General features: G+C 45.2%; 13 protein-coding genes. 2 read left to right on the plus strand and 11 right to left on the minus strand.

Annotated features, from left to right (window positions below; genetic code table 11):
* The 5 genes from ACYX4J_RS12310 to ACYX4J_RS12330 all read right to left on the minus strand — a co-directional run bounded on the left by ACYX4J_RS12310 (nucleotide 1) and on the right by ACYX4J_RS12330 (nucleotide 5,118).
* Nucleotides 1-531, minus strand: a complete 531-nt coding sequence (locus ACYX4J_RS12310; RefSeq protein ID WP_476176713.1) for a hypothetical protein — start codon at nucleotides 529-531, stop codon at nucleotides 1-3.
* Complete coding sequence (locus ACYX4J_RS12315) at nucleotides 528-1,361, minus strand: hypothetical protein (protein WP_476176714.1); 834 nt, start codon at nucleotides 1,359-1,361, stop codon at nucleotides 528-530. Before ACYX4J_RS12315 ends, ACYX4J_RS12310 begins: the two co-directional genes overlap by 4 nt.
* Nucleotides 1,358-2,398 (minus strand): hypothetical protein, encoded by a 1,041-nt coding sequence (locus ACYX4J_RS12320; protein ID WP_476176715.1) that lies wholly within the window; start codon nucleotides 2,396-2,398, stop codon nucleotides 1,358-1,360. Before ACYX4J_RS12320 ends, ACYX4J_RS12315 begins: the two co-directional genes overlap by 4 nt.
* Before the next feature lie 3 nt (nucleotides 2,399-2,401).
* The gene (locus tag ACYX4J_RS12325) at nucleotides 2,402-3,550 is read right to left on the minus strand and encodes a type III PLP-dependent enzyme domain-containing protein (protein ID WP_476176716.1); all 1,149 of its coding nucleotides are present in this window, start codon (nucleotides 3,548-3,550) and stop codon (nucleotides 2,402-2,404) included.
* Between the two features lie 92 nt (nucleotides 3,551-3,642).
* Nucleotides 3,643-5,118 carry a class I adenylate-forming enzyme family protein gene (locus ACYX4J_RS12330; protein WP_476176717.1) on the minus strand — a complete coding sequence of 492 codons (1,476 nt, stop codon included), beginning with the start codon at nucleotides 5,116-5,118 and terminating at the stop codon, nucleotides 3,643-3,645.
* An 885-nt stretch (nucleotides 5,119-6,003) separates the two neighbouring features.
* Here ACYX4J_RS12330 and ACYX4J_RS12335 point away from each other — a divergent pair.
* Complete coding sequence (locus tag ACYX4J_RS12335; RefSeq protein ID WP_444959624.1) at nucleotides 6,004-7,536, plus strand: DUF1254 domain-containing protein; 1,533 nt, start codon at nucleotides 6,004-6,006, stop codon at nucleotides 7,534-7,536.
* 22 nt (nucleotides 7,537-7,558) lie between these two features.
* Here ACYX4J_RS12335 and ACYX4J_RS12340 read toward each other — a convergent pair whose 3' ends face one another.
* Nucleotides 7,559-8,596, minus strand: coding sequence for an AraC family transcriptional regulator (locus tag ACYX4J_RS12340; RefSeq protein WP_444912791.1), 1,038 nt, complete (start codon nucleotides 8,594-8,596; stop codon nucleotides 7,559-7,561).
* Between the two features lie 115 nt (nucleotides 8,597-8,711).
* On the opposite strand from ACYX4J_RS12340, the gene ACYX4J_RS12345 reads away from it, so the two are divergent.
* Entirely contained in the window at nucleotides 8,712-10,241 is a 1,530-nt protein-coding gene (locus tag ACYX4J_RS12345) for a flavin-containing monooxygenase (RefSeq protein WP_476176718.1), read from the plus strand.
* Nucleotides 10,242-10,884: 643 nt separating this feature from the next.
* Here the strand turns inward: ACYX4J_RS12345 and ACYX4J_RS12350 are convergent.
* From ACYX4J_RS12350 to ACYX4J_RS12370, 5 genes are all read right to left on the minus strand, one after another.
* Nucleotides 10,885-11,691 (minus strand): DJ-1/PfpI family protein, encoded by an 807-nt coding sequence (locus ACYX4J_RS12350; RefSeq protein ID WP_476176719.1) that lies wholly within the window; start codon nucleotides 11,689-11,691, stop codon nucleotides 10,885-10,887.
* A 1,059-nt stretch (nucleotides 11,692-12,750) separates the two neighbouring features.
* A complete protein-coding gene (locus ACYX4J_RS12355; RefSeq protein ID WP_445364588.1) occupies nucleotides 12,751-12,978 on the minus strand; it encodes a hypothetical protein in 228 nt (75 codons plus the stop codon).
* Nucleotides 12,978-17,135 (minus strand): RHS repeat-associated core domain-containing protein, encoded by a 4,158-nt coding sequence (locus ACYX4J_RS12360; protein ID WP_476176720.1) that lies wholly within the window; start codon nucleotides 17,133-17,135, stop codon nucleotides 12,978-12,980. The genes ACYX4J_RS12355 and ACYX4J_RS12360 overlap by 1 nt, the downstream gene beginning before the upstream one ends.
* Nucleotides 17,136-17,264: 129 nt before the next feature.
* Nucleotides 17,265-17,972 carry a hypothetical protein gene (locus ACYX4J_RS12365; protein WP_476176721.1) on the minus strand — a complete coding sequence of 236 codons (708 nt, stop codon included), beginning with the start codon at nucleotides 17,970-17,972 and terminating at the stop codon, nucleotides 17,265-17,267.
* Between the two features lie 364 nt (nucleotides 17,973-18,336).
* The gene (locus tag ACYX4J_RS12370) at nucleotides 18,337-20,289 is read right to left on the minus strand and encodes a hypothetical protein (RefSeq protein WP_476176722.1); all 1,953 of its coding nucleotides are present in this window, start codon (nucleotides 20,287-20,289) and stop codon (nucleotides 18,337-18,339) included.
* Between the last annotated feature and the right edge of the window lie 280 nt (nucleotides 20,290-20,569).

The raw sequence follows: 20,569 nt of genomic DNA on the forward strand, positions 1-20,569 counted from the left end.
TTATGCTGTCCCGTCCATGGTGTTTATTGTTATATCACCGAAACCGCACTCGATAAGTAGTTTAGAAAGCCCCTCAATTAAGAGATCATGGCAATCAATATCCACTGCCAACCTGATTTTCAGCTGGTTTGTTCCCGCTTCAAATGGGTGGCGAACCAAGCTATCCTCAATAGCTATATATCGTTTTCCTTCTCTAACCAATATTGTTTCTTCACCAGCCAGGTCATGAAGCATTAAAACGGTGTCTTGTAATAGAGCACTTGGCATACGCCCGCCAGCGGGCATCTGCATTTTTATCAAGATTAAGTCTATATCCAGTTCAGAATCTTCAAAGTATCGCAGAATATCCAGCAGTAATTGATAGTGCTCTGAATGATTCAGTAGCACCGGGCTGGAATTAACTGGTAGACTGGATAATGCAAGATAGTCCTGCTCAGTACTCAACGGGAGCATTTGTACTAAGCAGGATTTCAATGTGTCCGGATAGGGGTTACGTTCGAGACACGTTGATAGCTCAACAGTCTTCATCACGCGGCCTCCATTAGATAGAAGTGACTTTGTTCATCAACGGTAACTTCTACAGTGCAATAATAGCCATTCAATGCAATCGAACAGGCCAGAAAATTTTCTTGCTTGTCGAAGCCCTTTTCAGCGCCTTGGCAAATAATATTCAGCCAGGGATCACTACCAAAACAATGCCCCCATCGATCGTGCAAGTCTGGTAACTTTTGATTGGTCGACAACAATTTGGAGAAAATTTGGCGAATATTCTCTGGAAAGAACGGCAAAGATAAAGTCAGGTCATCTCGTCCAACAGCCATTTTTCGGATGACAGTGGCAAATTCCGGAGTTGTATTATAAGTAATCGTGCAGGATGCATTAAGGTTTATACTGTCAAGATCCCGCACTTCAAACAACAGTGTACAGAGACCAAAACCACTATCGCCCCAATTTTCATTTTCTCGCCAAAACGTTAGATCTAAAACATTGGCGTCAAGAATACTAACCAGTAAGTAGCGCGATTCCGGGTTTTGTGTCAGGTAATGCCGAAGGCTATAACCCCAAGATGCACATTCATAGGTATTAACAAAACTGGTAACTGGCGCTCTTGCATTATCACCGTAATTGAAGTCCTGCTCACTAATCGCCGATGAGCTCAAAGGAAGTTCAATCATGGTAGAGCATAAAAAATGGCGATCTATTTGCGAATCTTTTATCTCTGGAGCAGCATCTAATACACTATCTGTCTGTCTTCGGATAATCCTGGCAATATCACCAAAGACAGTTGATACATCACTACTGGATGAGACAGCGATACCTTCTATGGGGATAAAAGCTGCAGATCGTAAATACAGGCTCATACCCGCAGCCCCTTAAATTTGCTATATATCTCAAAGAAGCACCGATATGAACTGCCTTCCATTTTTGTGAAAGCCAACAGATCGCGCTGTCGATTCACGGATTTGATCTTTCCTGACAAGACCAGGTTCAGCAAAAGCTCATTGCTGGTAAATTTCGTTGCCAGTACACGGTTTACACTGTGCATAGAGAAAGTGGTTGCAGCTACCTGCTCATTACACAAATAAATTAGATACTCTATATGACCCTGATCTTCGCTGGTTAAATGAGCTTCTTTACAGTCATGTAGCCAAAGCACAAAGTGCATTAGTGATTTAACAAAGCGCGGGCGAACCAGTGTTAAAAATCGATTGACGCTACCCAACCCACCTTTGCTCAACAACATGTCTTTGGTAATTGATACTTTACCCTTACAATTTCCCAGCTGTAAGGTGCCATTTAAAAACGGCTCTCCTACAGTACTCTGCCGTAGTTGGTTACAGAGTTCTGGCGGCAACATCACTGTCAGGGGAAAAGGCCTTCCCGGTTGCTTGGTAACTACCATGGCAAAGCCAAGCTTATGTGCCTCAATGCCGTGGATCTTGTCGACATTCAGTAGCATGTCGCTATCAGTTTCAATCAGCTCTGTCTTCCAACCCATAAGGCTCGGGCCGCCGGGGTCTGTCATAAGGAAATGGCCGAAAATCCCCTGCTCCACCCATTTATTGACCTGGGCAAGCTGATCATCTGTAGCAGTCAGGCTCAACATAATCGAGCCAAATAGCCCGATCATATTGTGAAAGTGATTATCCAGTCCTTCATCCCGGACAGTGTCAATAATTTGATCAATAACAAAGGTCTGCTCAAACTGCTCTAATGGCTGCTGAACCGAAGCGTCCCTAAGTGGTGCAAGCTCTGTCAAAGGATCTTCGATAATCATTGATGCATCGAATAGCCGAGCACAAGAATTTTCTAACAGCGATTTCAATGTGCTGGGCACTGGTGAAATACTGGATAATTGATTGAGAACAAAACCACCTACAACCGATTGCATTTCCATGATCTACTCCACCAGATAAGAGTTCGGAGCCGGCAACTTGAGGAAAGGTGCTACGGTATAACTTGCGTTATAGGCACCACATCCATCAAATATGACTAAGTCCCCTTCTCGAAGGTCAATATTGTTGACTTCCCCAATCACATCTTCCTTATTACAAGATGTGCCCACTAAAAGGACTTTCTGCCCCTCATCATTCCCTTTTAGAGGAGTCCCATTACGCAAAACATGAGGTTGCTGGAATCGTTTAAAGGTACTTTCCGTTTTTGCCAACAGGAAATTTTGGGCCATTCCCCCATCACATACGGCGTACTTGTCACCGTTAATGGACTTTTTATAGCGAACTTCCGTGACGAAATAACCGGCTGAGCCCATAATTGCTCGACCACTCTCGTGAACCACCTTGATATGATCAGGAAATTCAGCAATCAAATTTCTATATTGCTCAAAATCAAACTCCTGCTCCCGCCAATTGGGGTCAAACCCACCACCTAGATTGGCTAATGACAGAGGGTATCCCAGTATTTCCTCAAACTCATAAACAACTTGTAAAGCCACTTTGGCAGTGTCGAAAGCACCTTTATTAAAGGAGTATGAGCCCCTAAACAAATGAAAACCTAAAACTGGAACCCCATGTTTCTTACAAAAATCCAAAGCCTCAAGACAGCCATTCCAGTCGAAACCAAAATGATCTTTTCTTAGGCCCTTTTGATTCTTGTCAAAGTGGCTCAAGATTGAGGGGTTAAGCCTTAAAACGACAGGATTTACTGGCCGCCTTGCCTTCAACTCCTCAACCAAAGTTAATTGATTGAGGTTGTCGATAATTAAATGGCACTTACTCGCAATGGCAGCGCGTATAAAGGCCTTATCTGCCGATGGGTTATTGACAAATCGGGGACTATTCCCTTTGGGAAGTAGATTTAGTTCGCCTATAGATGCAATCTCAATACCGTCTTCAAAGATGTGCCCACAACGAAGTATTAAATCAAGGCAACTATTGGCTTTCAGAGAGTATATCAATCCCGTGCCCAGCGCTTCCTTCAGCTGCTTGTAGTTATCGTGAGCAGTTTTAACGGAATAGATATAACAAGGTGTAGATAGCTGCTTCTTGTTTTGGCCCAACTGCTGAACCAGCGCATCTGACAGTGCACCCATAACTCCCCCAAGGGTTAAACGTATCGTTTATATTTTTATTAAGTTAGCGTTTTATGTTTTAGGCGGGATCCCGCCTAAATATGCTCAGATCATTAGGCATGGACTTGTAAATCCTGTTCTAAGCGCTTCCTATCGACCTTGCTATTAGCGGTTAATTGAATTCCATCAACAAACCTGATATCTCTTGGCATGTAGTCAGTATCTATGTTCGCTTTCAGCCAAGTGCGAAACTGCTTCTGATTGTCAGCGGTATTCTCATGAAGCTCCACAACACAAGTAGCCACTTCATTCTCGAGCTTATCTTTAGTGCAGATGACTGCATTGATATGCACCAATGGGCACATATCAATATGATTTTCCAAGTCCTTTGGAAACAGACAAAATCCACCTTGTTTTATTAAGTCTTTTGAACGCCCTTTAAAATAGAAGAAGCCATCCTGATCACGGGTAAAAAGGTCTCCCGTCGCCAACCAGTTGTCGTCCCGATACCTGCCCGGAGCGATTTCTGCACCACCTTGAGCGGCCGGGTTATAGTAGCCTTGCATCACTGCCGTCCCACGAACATAAAGCTCACCTACCTCATCAGCTTTTGCTTCTCTAAATTTATTGACCTCTGAGTGAGGTATAAATACCCGTGCATCCAGGCCAGGGATCGGCTTGCCAACTGAACCCATCTTTTCTTCCCAAAGCTCTGGCTCCAAGTACAAGGCTCGCTTGCACTCAGTCAAACCATACATAGAGAAAACATTTAGACTTGGGCAGTACTCCTTCCAGGCGCGAATCATGTACTCAGATAAATGGCCCCCAGTATTGGTGATACTGCGCAGATTGCTGAGATCAGGTTTAACCAAACCCACCAGTTTCACCAGCGCAGCCCCCATTGCTGGCACGATCGGAAGAACAGATATATCCCGCTCTGAAATCGTTTTAAGGGCTTGTATGGGGTTAAATGGTTTGTCGTAGAGGATGGTTGTACAGTTGCTATATAGCGCAAATAGTACCTGATAAAGACCGTAGTCAAATGATAAAGGGGATAAGCACAAAATTCTGTCCTGTGCTGTCAGGCCCAAATATTGGGATATTGAGGCCAAGGAGGTCAGAATATTTTGATGGGTAAGCATAATGCCTTTTGGCTTACCAGTACTTCCTGAGGTATAGATCACCAGAGCCAGATCTACGCCTGTGACCACTGGAATAGAAGACACTTCAAACTCTGAGCATTCCTGCTGATAATCGGGCAAGGCCTCAATTTTTCCAGCACGCCATATCGCCTTGGCATTACAGTCTGAAGCGATCATTTTAATTGAAGAGTGGCTCAGATCCCCCTTTGCAGGTACAACCACCAACCCCATCTTCCACGCCGCCAACATAATGGCGACCGCCTCTATTTCAGACTGAGTACACACTAAAATGCGGTCGCCAGCACTGAAACAAACTTCTTCATTTGTAAGTGAGAGCCACGCATTCTCACAGTGAGCCGCGGTCAAAACCTCGCCATCCAGATTTTCCAGACGACCTTGCCAACATTTTTCCACAACTTTCTCGAACAGGCTGGCAAGAGAAAACATTTTTAGTCCATTTATTATTCTAAGATTTTTGATCTAGTCCGAATAAGCCTAAAAAAAACTATTCAAACCGGCTACATGGGACGATCATTTTATAAATCGGATGACCCAATAATGACAAGCATTTTCTGTAAAGCTTATGACAACCTCTTTATCAATCCATGAAAAGTTTCATCCTGTTAGAAATTATTCGATCTGACTAAACATTACAAACATTCCAAAAGACAAATAAATCAAGAAGTTAATAAACCCTTTTTCCGATCTCGCACCACTACCAAGTAAAAAAATAGGCAATGAAAAACCAATTTACTCAGGATTTAATTCCATTAAACGATCAAAAAAAAGAAAATAATTTTTTTGGTAGTGAAACCCTATAAAGCCCAAAAAATTTGAACCGACTGGTCACAAAATAGGATGGGCAAATATTAAAAATTACTCAAACTTATTTCTGAAGGTGGTTTTTGAGAACCATGAAACCTTGAGAGATTTCTTTTACAAGTGATCGGCTACCGGCACTGAAAGCCAGATAAATATTTGAATGCAAGTTAATGCAATAATTTCGGTTACAGGGGGGGGGCAGATCAGTAGCGGCGTGAAATTACTGACTTCAAGTAAACCTTTAAATCCAGGTCTGCCAGACAAAACATGGGCGCCATGCCTAAATGCCATAGACCAATAATTACAATAAAGCTGACCTTTTAAATCACCGACCCCACCAGATCAAAATTAAGCCAAACTTATCGCTAAAGATACCCAAGTTACGCCTGGGGATAGCCATCTTTATAATCCGGCAGTTAACACAAAAAATTGGCACGAAATAACCCCAATAGAGGAAGCAATACCACACACTTACGTATCACGCACGCCTTGCATATAGAGGTAGCTATTTTGATTCGATTACTTCAGTACGCATTTTGGTCTGTCGGAATTTTTCTTCTGTTAACCAGCTCTCTGCCGCTTTGCGCCGATTTACATCCAGAGACTCTGAAATCAATCAGTACGCCAGATAAGGTGGACAGTAGTATTGGCACCCTCGAATTCCGCGATGGCGCTCCCTACCCCCAGACCGCAGAAAAGCTCTACGACTATTTGGATCATATGCGTGCGGTGGATAGTTTCCTCAAAGGAATTCAGGGAGCATCAGTACACGCTCTAATGAAAGGGGGAAGAGAGCTTGGCGCTAAGTCTGCCAATGAAGTGTTAATTTTCGATCGATTAATGAACTCTGAGTCTCTTTTTCTCACAGGCAATACTTCGACTATCTATACGCTGGCTTTTTTAGATCTAAAACGAGACGGACCAACTGTGTTTCACTCGCCGCCCGACGTTATGGGCGCGTTTAATGATGCCTGGTTCCGCTTTGTTGAAGATATCGGCTCCTCTGGCCCGGATAAGGGGCGCGGGGGAAAGTTTCTGTTACTGCCACCAGACTATAAAGGCAATATTCCCTTCGGCTACATTCCCATCTACCCTCGCTCCTTCCGACTGTGGGTGTTTATGCGCTCGCCAAGTAACCAGCCTTTGCCGGAGGCCGTGCAAAACATCAAAGACAACTTGAGAATCTACCCCCTGGCTCAAAAAGGTAACCCGCCAAGGATGGTCTTTATCAGTGCGTCTGGAAAGGCTTTCAACACCATCCACCCCAATGACTATCAATTCTATAAGCACCTTAATGAAGTCGTTCAATACGAGTGGGTTGGGATGCTTAACCCAGAAACACGCGGCCTCTTTGCCTCAATAGGCATTGAAAAAGGAAAAGCCTTCAGTCCAGATAAAAGAATGACCAAAATTCTTACGGACGCAGTTGCAATTGGTAATGGTATAGCCCGCTCAATTGTTTGGTACCCACGGACAGACAAATCCCTCTCCGATATCAAAATCTACCCAGGCACAGATAGCGCCTGGGTAATGGCGTTTCCCGGCAAGAACATCTTCTTCAATGGCCCCGATGGCAAAACCATTAATAGTGACGCTCGAGTCAGCTACTTCTATCCCTATACCGGTGTCAGCCCAGCAATGACTGCAATTGAACCTGGCAAAGGTTCTGATTACGCCATTGCCTTTGTCGATGAAAATAAAGAGCCCTTTGACGGCTCTAGAAAATACAAATTGCACCTGCCCCCCGATGTACCGGTCAATGCCTTTTGGGCAGTAAATATCTACGACAGCCAAACGCGCTCAATGTTAAAAACCAGCCAACCCTTTCCCGCAGTAAGCAGCCAGTCGAAAGGGATAAGACAAAATTCCGATGGTTCTTATGACGTTTATTTTGGACCCAAGGCGCCAAAAGGGTTTGAGAAAAACTGGCTGGAGACCTTACCTAACAAAGGTTTTTTCGTAATCCTGAGACTGTATGGACCCTTGGGGCCATGGCTGGAGAAAACCTGGCGTCCTGGAGAGGTGGAGCCTACTGAATATTGAAAGAACTGCCCCCTCCAGGCTTTCACGGAGATTCTGGCCGCCCCACAATTGCGCTGCCTGCAAGGCGTATGCGGTGATTCCGGGGAGTCTCCGCAAACCAACGTCGACAAGCTCGCTGAAATGTACTCTGCTCGGAGTACCCCAACAAACCCGTAATCTGCCCCAAGGCCAGATTCGGATCGGATAAGTATCGAGTCGCCAGATCCCGCCGCACGTTATCCAATAGTTCTTCGAACCTAAGCCCTTCCGCAGCCAGGCGGCGCTGTAAAGTTCTGGGGTGGAGCTTCAGCGCCCCTGCCACAGTGCCGAGCTGAGATCTGCCGCTGGGCAGTATTTCACTGAGTAATTGTCGAATTTCTACAGTTAGAGGAACGGGCAGCGTCGCACTCTGCTGCTCCAAATGGTGAATGGCCAATCGCTCAACCACTGGATCGGCAGACTTCAGTGGTGTATCCAGAAATGCAGCTGGGAAGTCCATCGCACAATAGCCCGAGCTAAACAGAACCCCACACCCAAAGTAATTGCAGTAGTCACCCTCTACCATTTGAGGACCATGAGGCAGCAGTACGTTTTGCGGGCAACACTCAGTCTCTACCAACATCCGTATCATCGTCAGCGTATTTCCCAGCACCTGCTCTCGGATCTGGCGATAGCTATTGAGAGCTGGGTCCTGCCAATCAAAAACAATACGTAGTACATCTCCCTCACTTAATGGTTCCAGTTGCATACTGAGGGATGAACTATGAAGAGAAAGAAAGCGCCTAACGGATAGCAAGGCTTGCCGGGGAGTGGCCGCATTGCATGCAACTACACCTATCCCACCCAAGCCTTCCACCCCTTGTCGCGATGCGAGGCACAGCCCCAAATCGGGGCGATCTAACCGGCGTGCTGCAGTTTCCAGCAGGCGCGCGACCTCAACAAATGATACCAAGCGGGAATCCGCCGGGCTGATATCACAAGGCATACCGAACTCGGCCAAGAAGGCTTCCCCCCTGCCCCCAAGCTGCTCCACGAATTCACTGAAACCGGAAAGAATACTGACTCGTACAAGGCTACCCATAACTTGCTCCCCATCTTTGTGGCGCGGAAAGACAATTATTTGTCGCAATCTAACAATAAATCACGGGCACATCTACCCAGTCTATAAGGCATAGAAATTTGCAGGGATAGGGATTGTGAAATCGACTCATTTCGATGTATTAATTATCGGCGCGGGACTCTCAGGGGTAGGAATGGCTTGTCATTTGAGTCGCGAATGCCCCAGGCGCAGCTTCGCCATTATCGAGCGTCGGGCACAAGTCGGCGGCACCTGGGACCTCTTTAAATACCCGGGCATTCGATCTGATTCCGATATGTACAGCTTCGGCTATGACTTCCAACCCTGGTCCGGCGAGAAAATACTCGCGGATGGCCCATCTATCCAAAAATATATTGAAACCACCGCAGAGCAATATGACGTTAAAAAGAGAATTCACTTTGGAATAAATTTAACTACGGCAAACTGGTCCAGTACAGACCGAGCTTGGACTCTGGAAGGTCACAACACCGAATCTGGCAGCCCAGTGAGATATACCTGTAGTTTTCTGATTGCCTGTACTGGGTATTACGACCATAAAGAGGGCTACTTGCCGCAATATCCAGGTATAGAAAACTATCAAGGAAAACTTATTCATCCCCAACAGTGGCCAGAAAATCTGGACTACCGCAACAAGCGTATTATCGTGATCGGCAGCGGCGCCACCGCTGTTACCCTGGTCCCCTCGCTCGCAACCACCGCCCAACATGTCACCATGTTGCAACGCTCCCCAAGCTATATCATTTCAGTTCCATCTATCGATAAAATCTCTCGTGTACTATCAAAATTTCTGCCAGCACCCTGGGTCCACAGGCTAGGACGCTGGCGCAATATCAAATTGCAGCGCTGGATTTTTAAAGCTGCTAAGCGCTGGCCTAACTTTATTAGAAAGTTACTATTAAAAGATGTAAGAAAAAGCCTTCCAGCTAATTACGATCTCAGTCACTTCGATCCCAGTTACAACCCCTGGGATCAACGTCTCTGCGTTGTACCTGACGGAGATCTGTTCTCCTCAATCTGCTCAGGGAAAGCTTCTGTTGCCACCGGTGAAATAGAAACCTTCTCAGATAAAGGTATCCTGCTTAAGTCAGGGCAACAAGTAGACGCAGACATTGTTATCAGTGCGACCGGATTAAAGTTACAAGTTCTAGGAGGTATCAAGCTCTGTATTGATCGTGCACCGGTAGCAGTCAATCAAAAGCTGACTTACAAAGCAGTGCTAATGGAGGGGGTTCCTAACATCTCATGGGTATTCGGCTATACCAACGCCCCCTGGACTCTTAAAGCAGACATTACCGCTCGCTATATTTGCCGATTATTCAAGTATATGGAAACAAATAACTTTCAAGTGTGTACAGCGATAGATAGCGAAGGCAGTTCTGAACAAGGTTCGGTAATGAGCAGCCTGGACTCTGGCTATGTAAAACGGGCAAATGGAGAACTCCCCAGACAGGGTAAGCGCTATCCATGGCGCCTGTTAAATAACTATGAGGAGGACTGTAAGATACTCCTTGATTCAGCGATTGAGGATGAATTTTTAACTTTTGTGCCCCACCAATCTAACACCCAGAAAACTCTAAAGACAAAAGATAAAAGCAACGCATCCTCTATCGAAGTAAGCAGTATTTAAATTTCAGGCAGCATTAAGAATGCGAGCCTCGGCTCGCTTCTATTTTACCTTTCATCAGGTAGACGGATATAGATACTGCACAAAATCCCTAGCTTCAAGCCCAGACTAAAACCCCAAAGTGAACAGCCGCGATCAACATTATTTGACCTAACAGTCGCGCCTCACAAAAAAGTAACAAACACTTCTAATTGATCCGCCACCGATGCCTTCTCGGAATTCGTTACGGGCTTCACGAAACCATATAATCATGGGGTAGCAATTCCGAATATTGGGTCACCAGACAGGATGGCTTATTGTGAGAGCTGTGAGTATTTTTTTGATTTTGTCCTCGCTATCAATAACTTCAATGGCGTCTTCTGTAAGTATACAACTAGAAAACTGGGACAGAATTTGTCAAATTCAAGTTACCGGTGGAAAAAACCCGTCGTTCACAAATTTCCAAACTTTTAATAATATTAAAAGAGGCTGGTCAATTTCCAAGCCCTATCAAATATGCTATCGCCGGAATGAAGAGCCTTCCCAATGTAATTCAAAAATGACGATGTGGCGGTGCAAACGGTATGTTCAATCTGAAGACCAGAAAGCAAATACTTTTCCTATATTCTAGGTTTTATCGTCTCCAGCTTTAACGAAAGCTACCAAATTATGACTCTTGATCTAATATGCTGAACTTAAGCACCCAAGGATTGATATCAGAGGGAGCAACGAAGTCAACTTGCAATACAGTACGATCATCATAAAACTGATACACCCATTTATTGTCAATAGACTTACCCTGCCCCTTCCTCCACTCGGGATTTTCTTTCATTTGCTCATTTAACCAGGCTTTTACAGTTTCCACTTCACCGGAAAGCTGAAACGCGGTGTACCATTCTTCCAGGCTACCATAGCTATACTCCTTAGAAACAAACTGAATTGATTCAGGCAAGTCACCAAGGTTTGGCATAATTTTATCCGCCATCATCCCCCGGATATAGCCCCCCTCTGGCAGCCACAGGTACTCAATCTTCGCTGCGACACTTTTGGCTTTTTCAATCGTATCAACCTTGCTTACCAGATATAAAGCGCCGTCTATACCAGATGAAAGGCCAGCTGTAGTAATAAACTTACCGTTATCAACAAATTTTTTATTCTTCACCAATTCAACATCAGAGAAGTTCTTCTCGAAAGAATCAAATGCTCCGCGAATGGTGGTTGCTTTCTTACCATCCAGAAGCCCAGTATTTGCCAGAATAAAGGCACCGTTACATATCGATAGAATGTACTGAGCCTGTTTGGACTGCTCTTTAATCCAGTGTAATACTTCCGGGCTCTCCATTGCTTCATTAATACTGCCCCCAGGGATAATTAATGCATCAAATTGATTGTCCTGATCGAAGCTGGTATCTGGAGCCACTTTAAGCCCCATAGCTGAAGTAATGGTTCCACCATCTTCCGAAACCGTTGTCAAACGATAATTGGCTTACCCAAAAACCTCATAGGGCCCGGCGTAATCAATGGTTTGTGCACCGTCGTACAATAATATCCCTATATGGAAGGCATCTTTGGACGTAGATTGGGCCCAGACCATATTGCTAAAAAGTAGCAAGCATAGGCCAACCCAGATTAAAGAACGCATGGCTATTTCCTTTTTATTTTGGTGAGATACATACTTAAGTGCTTATCGGACATCTCAAGCAAAGCTCAAACATATAGACGAGGTATTTCTAGGCGGTACAGCTAGAAGTTTAAGTTAGTGGAACTGGTCGCAAATGACATAAAGTCGACAAATTCAGACATCAAAGACTGAATATGAGACGCTTATATCTCACTGATAATATTTGAGTTGGATATTGATAATGCTTGTATACGCTCTGATACACATTTTAAAATCTCAAAAAGCATACTCTCCAGAAACTAGCACTGAACCGACGAAATATCAAAATATGCCTATACCTCAACTGGCCAATAGTAAGACAATTGCTTAAATAAACATTACTTTTATCTGCGTAATCTTTGATGATCACGCCTCAACCCAACAATATATTCATGCAGAAGTCTCAAGTCTACGATCTAAAAGGATATCCTTTCAGATAGATCACTACTTAGAACTAGTGGATAAGAGTAGCCAACACCTTGCCTTACGCAACGTCACCAAATAGCCAAGAGCACCTTTCCCACTCCTAAGCACCTGGGAATTTCAAAAAACACAGACTCTATCCGATCCAAATTAAGAACTTAAATACCAGTAAAAGAGACAGCGAGGTAAGCCCACACACACCATCAGATCAACGCTAAACATATGAAATACGACTGCAGTACTATCTTTTAACTACACCTTACAACCCAACATTACTTCACCTAAATGGTATTACTCGCTATCTGCATTTCCCATTTAACCTCCACCTCACCCCCCGTTAAACGTATATTTATTTCCTATAAAAAACTAAAGAAAATAACTATCAAGCAGGTGCCAACAGTAATATTATTTATTTTTTAATAACAAGAGAGGGGGCGAACAATATTACGCTCACCTCCAATCAATTTCTTTCACTCCTTTATACTCCAAGTATGCCACAGTTGCATCATTAAGATTATCCTCCTCAACAACCAAATCCATCTGCAACCCACCATCTAATATATATCTTGGGATTTTATACCCAGGAAATCTAACCAAAACAAAGCAATCCAGACCACCGTGAGGTTCGATTACCCTCTCTTCAATCTCATCAATTGAAAACCCGTAAAAATTATCCATTAAATACTTTCCTTTTCAAAGTAATCAAATGGTAGCGGACTAAATGCTGTTGTAGCCCCATCTTCTGAATAAACAATAATATGAGGTTCTATCGCAGCACCCGGATCTTCTTCCCTTAGCTTAGATACTCGCTGCTGCATAATATTCAGATCGGCTTTTGATGGTGCAGTCTGGAACCGGTTTGGCGTTGGATGTGTATGGGCCAAAGGGTATACATCGACAGCAAATCCAATGGTAGAAATTCCACCATTGTTAATTATTAATTTTCTCTTTCCGTCAGGACCGATTTTGTAACCCAAACCAAACTCAACAGTTCTACCATTTAGAGTCGACAACTTATATAAGTCACCATAATCAACTTCACTATCTTCTAAAATTATACCTTCAGGCCCTGGAAAGTATCCAGTTAATAATAACTCTTTTACTGTCGTTGTTTCACCTAACTCTTCTGATTTTGGTGGTATAAAATTTGCAATTTGTCCCCCTTGATTCATTAAGGCGCAGTATTCGGAAACGGGGCTTCTCTGTATTTGCGGTCCCGCAATAGCACTTGCCTGCCTATTCGAATGCTCTTTCTTAGCTGTTAATCCAAATGGATCTACCCAATTACTAGGGTTGGGCACATACTGGTAGCTGTTGTAGCCACCCAATAATCCAATCAGATCCTGCTGAGTAAACTCCCCGACCTGCGGATCATAGTACCTAAACCGGTTGTAATGCAGCCCAGTTTCTTCATCAAAATACTGCCCCTGGAAACGGATCGGCTGCTCTATCTGATTTTCATAGGCTAAGGCAATATTGCCATAGCTCTTGTAGGCGACACTCCATACCACTTCACCAGCTTGGTTGGTAAGAGTATCTGGGGTGCCAAGGTGGTCCAGGTGATAGTAGTAGACCCCTTCTTTGCCAAGCTTACTTTCGTTTAAAGCAACCGGTTTAAAGGTGCCCGGTTCGAAGTAGTAGGTACGGGCACTGAGGTTCTGTTTGGTTTGATTATCGGCATTAGTTTCCTTTAGAAGGGTATCGCCATCCCAAAGGAAATCATTTTTCTCTTTGTTTGCAGCCTTACTAATACGGCGACCCAGCGGGTCGTACTGGTAGTGAATATCTTGTTGAAGGTGCTCCACACCCTCTTCCACCTTTAGCTTCTCTACACGCACCAGCTGCTGGCGACTGTTGTAGTGATAGCGCGTCTGCAGTTTTTGTCCTTTACCACGCAGTTTAGCAATCCGATTACCATGAATATCGTAGCGATAGTGAGTATCACCGCGAAATGCGAGACGATTACCTTTTACCTGGGTAACGCTGGCTTGCTGTTTGGCTTCATCTTTTGAGTTGGCAGCGGCAAGGATATTGTGCGCAGGGTCGTGTACAAAATATTCTGGGTTGGGGCCATCTACCTGGGTAAGGCGGTCCAGGGCGTCGTAGTGGTAGCTGCGATTACCGCGCAGACTGTCTTCAACTTTGGCTATCTGACCAGCTTTGTTGTACTGGTAGCTACGCTCAAGGACTGGGTTTGTGCCTGAAGTGGGATCGGACATTGGTTTCTGATTTACATTACTTATTTTGCCCAGTCTGAGTTTTTGTAGGCGGCCTTGTGGATCGTAGTCTCTCTGGCTTTCCAGTCCATTGCCGTGTTGACGCAGGCTTTCCCTACCCTGTTCATCATGGCTGACACGGGTGATTAACTCATCAGTATCACTACCTAAAGGGCGACGGTGTAGGCTTTGGAATTGTCCGGCAGGGTTAAAAGTAAACTTAAGTACTTCTCCATCGGGCAAGGTCGTGGAAATACGATTCCCTGCTGCATCGTATCGGTGGCTAAGCTTTTCTTTGCCCTGCCAGTCGCCGGTAACTCGGCCATTGGCATCGTATTCCCAACGCAATTTGCTGTGGGCATTATCCGCCTCTATCAATTGCCCGCTGCGGTTGTAGCGGAAATTGGTATTGCCGTCCGGGGTAACCTCTTCCAACAAGCGGCCAAAGGGGTCGCGCTCGAAGATAGTATCGATACCTTTACCACTGTCCGTATCGGTCACGGCTCTGGAGCTTACCAAGTGGCCGGCACGGTTGTAGGCATAGCGGGTAACGCGACCGTCGAAGCCTACTTCTTCAATCAGGCGTTCATTGAAGTCATATTTTAGCTGGTAGCGCTCGCCGTTTTCATTGGTGAGCCCGATAAGGTTACGCTCGCCGTCATAGTGATATTCCAGGCGGCTGCCATCCGGGTTGGTACGGGTCTTTACCTGACTGAGGCCATCGTAGGCATAGCAAGTGCTGCGGCCTTCAGAGTCAATAACTTCGGTAAGTAATCCATGGGGGTTGTAGCTGTACTGTGTGCGGGCACCGTCTGGAGTGGTCACCGCATGGATACGATCCTGAGCGTCGTATTCATAGCGGGTCAGCTGGCCGGGGGCGTGTTGCACTTCTTCCAGTCGGCGAGCACTGTCGTACCGGTAGTGCTGGGCACGGCCCATAGGGTCTTTTACTGCGGCGAGCTTGCCTTCAGGGTTCCACAGATAACGCGTGGTATTGCCGAGAGGATCGGTAACACTGCCGATCAAACCAACGGGGTTATAGCCGTATTGGGTCTTGTTACCGAGGGGATCTTTACTGGCCACGATCTGGCCATTTTCGTTGTACTCCCTTTGCCAGTTATTACCAGCGGGGTCGGTAACTTTTGCGGGCAGGCCTTCAGCATTGTATTCGATACGATGGTTATTGCCGGCGGCATCGCTCTTCTGTATCAGGCGGCCCTGGTCATCGTACCGGTAAATTTCCTCGCGAAGGCTGCCATCGTCGCTGGGCAGTTGTACCCGAGTAACCTGCCCCAGGTTGTTGTAGCTGTAGAGAGTCTCTGCACCTTCGGGATCGCGGTGATAGATCGGCAAGGCCCGGTCGTTAAAGCGGTAGCGCTCTTTGCCGCCACGGGTATCAGTAACAGTAACGCCCTTACCATCATCGTCCCAGTCAAACTGGTAATTGTAAGTCGCCTGACCATCGATTGGGTCACCCCACTGTCTCACACAGCGGGCAGAAGGGCCTTCGGCATCCCACTCAAAATGGAAACGGTAGCCAGTTTTTATGATGCGCTGCTTAATTACATGGTGATGGTATTGGTACTGTTCACTGTAACCATCGGCGTCGGTGGCTTTAACCAAATCTCCAACATCGCTGTACTCATAGCTTGCGAGTACTTTAATGTGGCCATCGCGAGTTTCCTTCTTAAGCTCACCGATACGCAGGCTGTTCGACTGCCCTTGCGGAGGGCTGATATGCAAGGCTTCACCGAGGCTGCTCTCAATGCATATTAAACGCTCATCGATATAGTGGAACAGGTAGAAGTTAGCATAGCCATCACGTATTTCCGCAAGCTTAAGTCCTCCTGTTACACCGGTTGCCTTAAAGTGTTTTTGCACGCCATTGGGAGCCCCGTAAGGGGTAATAATCCAATGATCGCCGGCGACACGAGTAAGTGTTAAATGCTCAACAACATTGTGGCTGCGGTCACTATCCCCCGGAAAGGGAAAACTAATTACCCGACCCTCTGCGCCCATAAACTGAACACTTTTATCAGGTGCCGTTATTAACCTCTCTCCCAAGGTGTGAGTCCAACCATGACCCAAACCGAAATCTCTGGGATTACTACTGCGATAAGTACGCTCAAAAACAAGGGGGAGCGGTCCGTCTAATAGCGCATCGACTAAGGTCAAACGCTCTTCCCCGGTTTTTAAATTAATGGGATCACCACCTTCAATAGCACAACTATTATTAGGAACTTTCTTCCCAGTGTGGGTTGTGCCGGTTATGGTCCCAGCTTTATCAGGCTGGTCAGAGATTGTATTCTGAGAGCTCTGCAAACCCTGACTGCTGTCAGAACCCGCTTCAGAATTATCATTGGCGGTTCCTTTACCGCTTTGCGACGCTCCTGCACTTGATGGTTGCCCACCGGAGGAAGGTGGTACTGCAACTTCAGAAGAAGTCAGATCAGAGAAGCTCGCCTTATTACCCTCAGCATTTCCTGCGCGTTTATGGAAAAATACATTGCGGCGCTTTTTGATTTTGGCAAATTCCAGCATTAGGTTACTAACGCGCTGAAGAGACCTCAGTAAGCCCGCATTATCTTTGGAAATCTCGACAGCGTTGGAATCGCTCATGGATGCTACCATGGCGAATGTTAAGATAATCTCAAAAAGGCCATTATCTGGTAGGGCAACTTTCGATGGGTATAGAGCTTTTAAGTAATCGCGGAAGAAACGTAAACTTGTTTCACGTATTCTCACATCCTAGTATAAAGTTTCAGCTACTTCAAAGGCTAACTCTAAGTGCTGCCGGGTAACTTTATTGGCATCGAAACCAAGCGCATCTACTAGGGATCTGCTAGAAGTCGGTATAGATTTTTCATCTTGCCTTTCAATGCTCTTTTCATACAGCAGATAGTTCTTAGCGGTGCACCCCTGCGCCATCAAAGGGCGAATAGAACTCACCAAAGTCTCTACTTCAGATAAATCTTTACGCCATATTGCTAGCCCTCCGGTAAAGTCACTCTGATCAGCAGATTCATTGTTCGATAACCTTGAATTAACTCGCCCTAGGTCAACAATATACTGAAGGCCTGTATCGATTTTAGGAATCAATTGGGACTGCTTGTCAGCTAGCACCGCATCAGCAAATGGAGCCTCTTCGATTACCAAGCGGTTTTGAACTAACTCCTTATAAATAGCTCTCTCAACCCAGGAGTAGCTTGAAGGAGCATCTAAATGGAATGAGGCTGATAAATCACCCCATCTATCAGGCTGCTTGCCTGGTTGAAGAGGATCTGAACAACTCCCTCCCATACCCAGGAAGTAATCGTAAATTTCTTGAAGAGCTGAAACACTGAACATTTCCAGGGTTTGCTCAGCACTAGCTGGCAGTGAAGATCCGGAGCTAAAACCGCTCCCTCTTCGAGCCAGGTAAACAATTCCATATGTATTCTCAACAAATAGCTGCATAACTCACTCTTTATTGATTACGAACCAGCCATGCAACATTCCTTCGCTGCTAGCTCAAAGCAAAATAAAGTCCACTAAAAGTACTCTGCCCTTTCCAATTTCAGTCTTCGCAACTCAGGGAGTCGGAACTTCTGTCACCACTGTTAACGAAAAGTGGTTTTCGGAACGGGAAAGCCGCGCGATTATACTGAGGGGAAATTAGGAAATGGATTACACAGGAGCACAATAAAAAATGATGCATCCTAATGTAATGGCACGTATATCTGAGTTACGAAAACAACTTAAAGAGAGGGAGATAAATACCACAGATGCAGAGGTATAATTCAATTTGGGGCAAGCCTAAGCTTACCCCAAATCAGCGCAATTAATTTACGCTGTCAGAATGATAAACTATTGCCTGCCAAACATTTTGTTGGCCACCTATATAATTATCCAGGGTAGGATTCTTAATATAGCTCCAGGCAACTTTACCATTACCCAAGTACATAGGCTCATCCAAACCACCCCAACCGTAGTCAGTCAGCTTTACCGGCCCCTCAAGTACATTTAAGTCTGCATCAATCTCCATTACATAGTAAGCTTTTGGCACCAACATACGCATGGCATCACCACTCTTATTGTTACTGCGATTGTACGGGAGGTTATCGGAGATACACTGGAACTGCGCGTACCCAAATAAGTAACGGCCATTTTTCAGATCAACCAACTGGGGATCACTAATTTGGCAGTCAGAATCCGTTGCCAGCCATTCAATGCCATTACCTTCAATACTGCCTTCCCCATCAACTTTTGCAATACCTACACGTGTCAGGGAAGTAGTATCCAAGGCATCTCCAGAGTAGAGACCCTGCCTCGAAATTACGGGATATTCACCACTGTCGATATATGAGAAGAAGCAATTGCGAATGCCGTTATCAGCACATTCCTCATCGAAGGGGCCATCACCACTTGTATCGATGCCCAGCTCATCCTGTAAGAACATATCCATGTTCGAATCTTCAATGTACTTTGGAGAGACAATAACTGAGAGATTTGTATCGGCATCAACCGGGACAACCGTATGGCCACCACCGTTGGATATCATCGCACTTGTAGATGGTACTAAATGATTATAGGTGCCTTCATAAACAGAAGATCCACTGTCCTCCATTTTAATGGCGATCGCATTCAGGCCCGGTGACGGATAATATTTATTTCCATCACTGGTACACAGAGCACCGTACATCTCATTCCCCGGATTATAAAAGGCTCGAATATTCAGAACGTGGCCATGGCCACACGCCCAGTACCAACCCCGGTGATCATCTCCAGAGAAGGACATTGACCAGTCATCCCGATTGATTACCGTCAGCCCTGCCGAATAATGCGAACCGCTAACAAGAACACGAGCAGTCACGGAAAATGCATAACTTGTGCGCCCTTGGCTATCATCCTCTACGTACAATAGCTCCTGAGTCCCCAAATGAGTGCCACCATGCATTTTATTGACAACATAGGCATCTGGAGTTTCTGTTATAGGCTTGTTATCCCACTCCATTAGCCAGATCTGGTCATTATACTTCTCTTCATTATCGGTACCTGCAACACTGTCAAGATTATCTTCAATCTTCATCCAGGTTGTACCGTACTCTTCTACCAGATCTTTCTCGATATCATATCGCTCACTGGCCTTATATTCGGTATTGCATAAAACAGCTACCCTGGAGCAATCCGAACTGGCCGTAATACCATGTGACTCATAACATTGATTCAGAATGGTGGCGTTACCTGTCTGCTCGAAGCTCATGGTATCAGGGTTATATTGAAGCTCGTAAACTGACCCAAAGGTTGTATCAGAGGCTTTATTCCCCTCTGACAAAGTTGTGGATACATACATTTTTGGCTGGTCAGCATCCGTTGCACAAGAGGCCGTATAGCTACGGATAGGAATATCAATATTTTCCTCATCCTGCTCACTGTCCGTACGGCCAATATAGTGGGCCAGCTGGTAAACTTCCTGAGCATTTACCATTGCGTTAGGCAAAGTGATATCTGTAGCGGTAATTGTTGCAAACCCGAGTTCAGCTGTTGACACATCTCCAACGGTTACAGTCGATGGGTCATTATCAGGCAATGAGGAGTCATCCCCGCTATCATCTGACCCGCTATCACCTGTTCCACTTCCTCCATCTTGATTACCCCCACTATTATCATCTCCGCCATCGCTCACAGGTGGTGAATCGGAGTCAGAATCCGACGAACCTCCCCCTCCACCACAAGCTGCAAGTGCCGCGGTTAGTGCAATTACCAATAATTTCTGCCCGAATAACTTTTCCATAATCGCCTTAAGTGCCGTGTTTTTTATTTTGGTGTTAGGTACTGTCCAAAATATAAGTTCCGGACAGTCATGAAATGCAAAAGTGGGCGAAATTTTAGCGGAAACGAAATTTAATTCTGTGCGTAACTTAAAAAAATATGAACACAATAAGGAAGCTTAAAAATGAGACATTCAACACCGACAGGACCCTAAATAAGGCGTACAAACTCCAGGCATCGAAAGATAAAAAGATAAAAAGATAAAAAGATATTAAATAGGGCAGTATCCAACACTAACCTAA

It is taken from the genome of Microbulbifer sp. ABM4_008 (assembly GCF_056311705.1).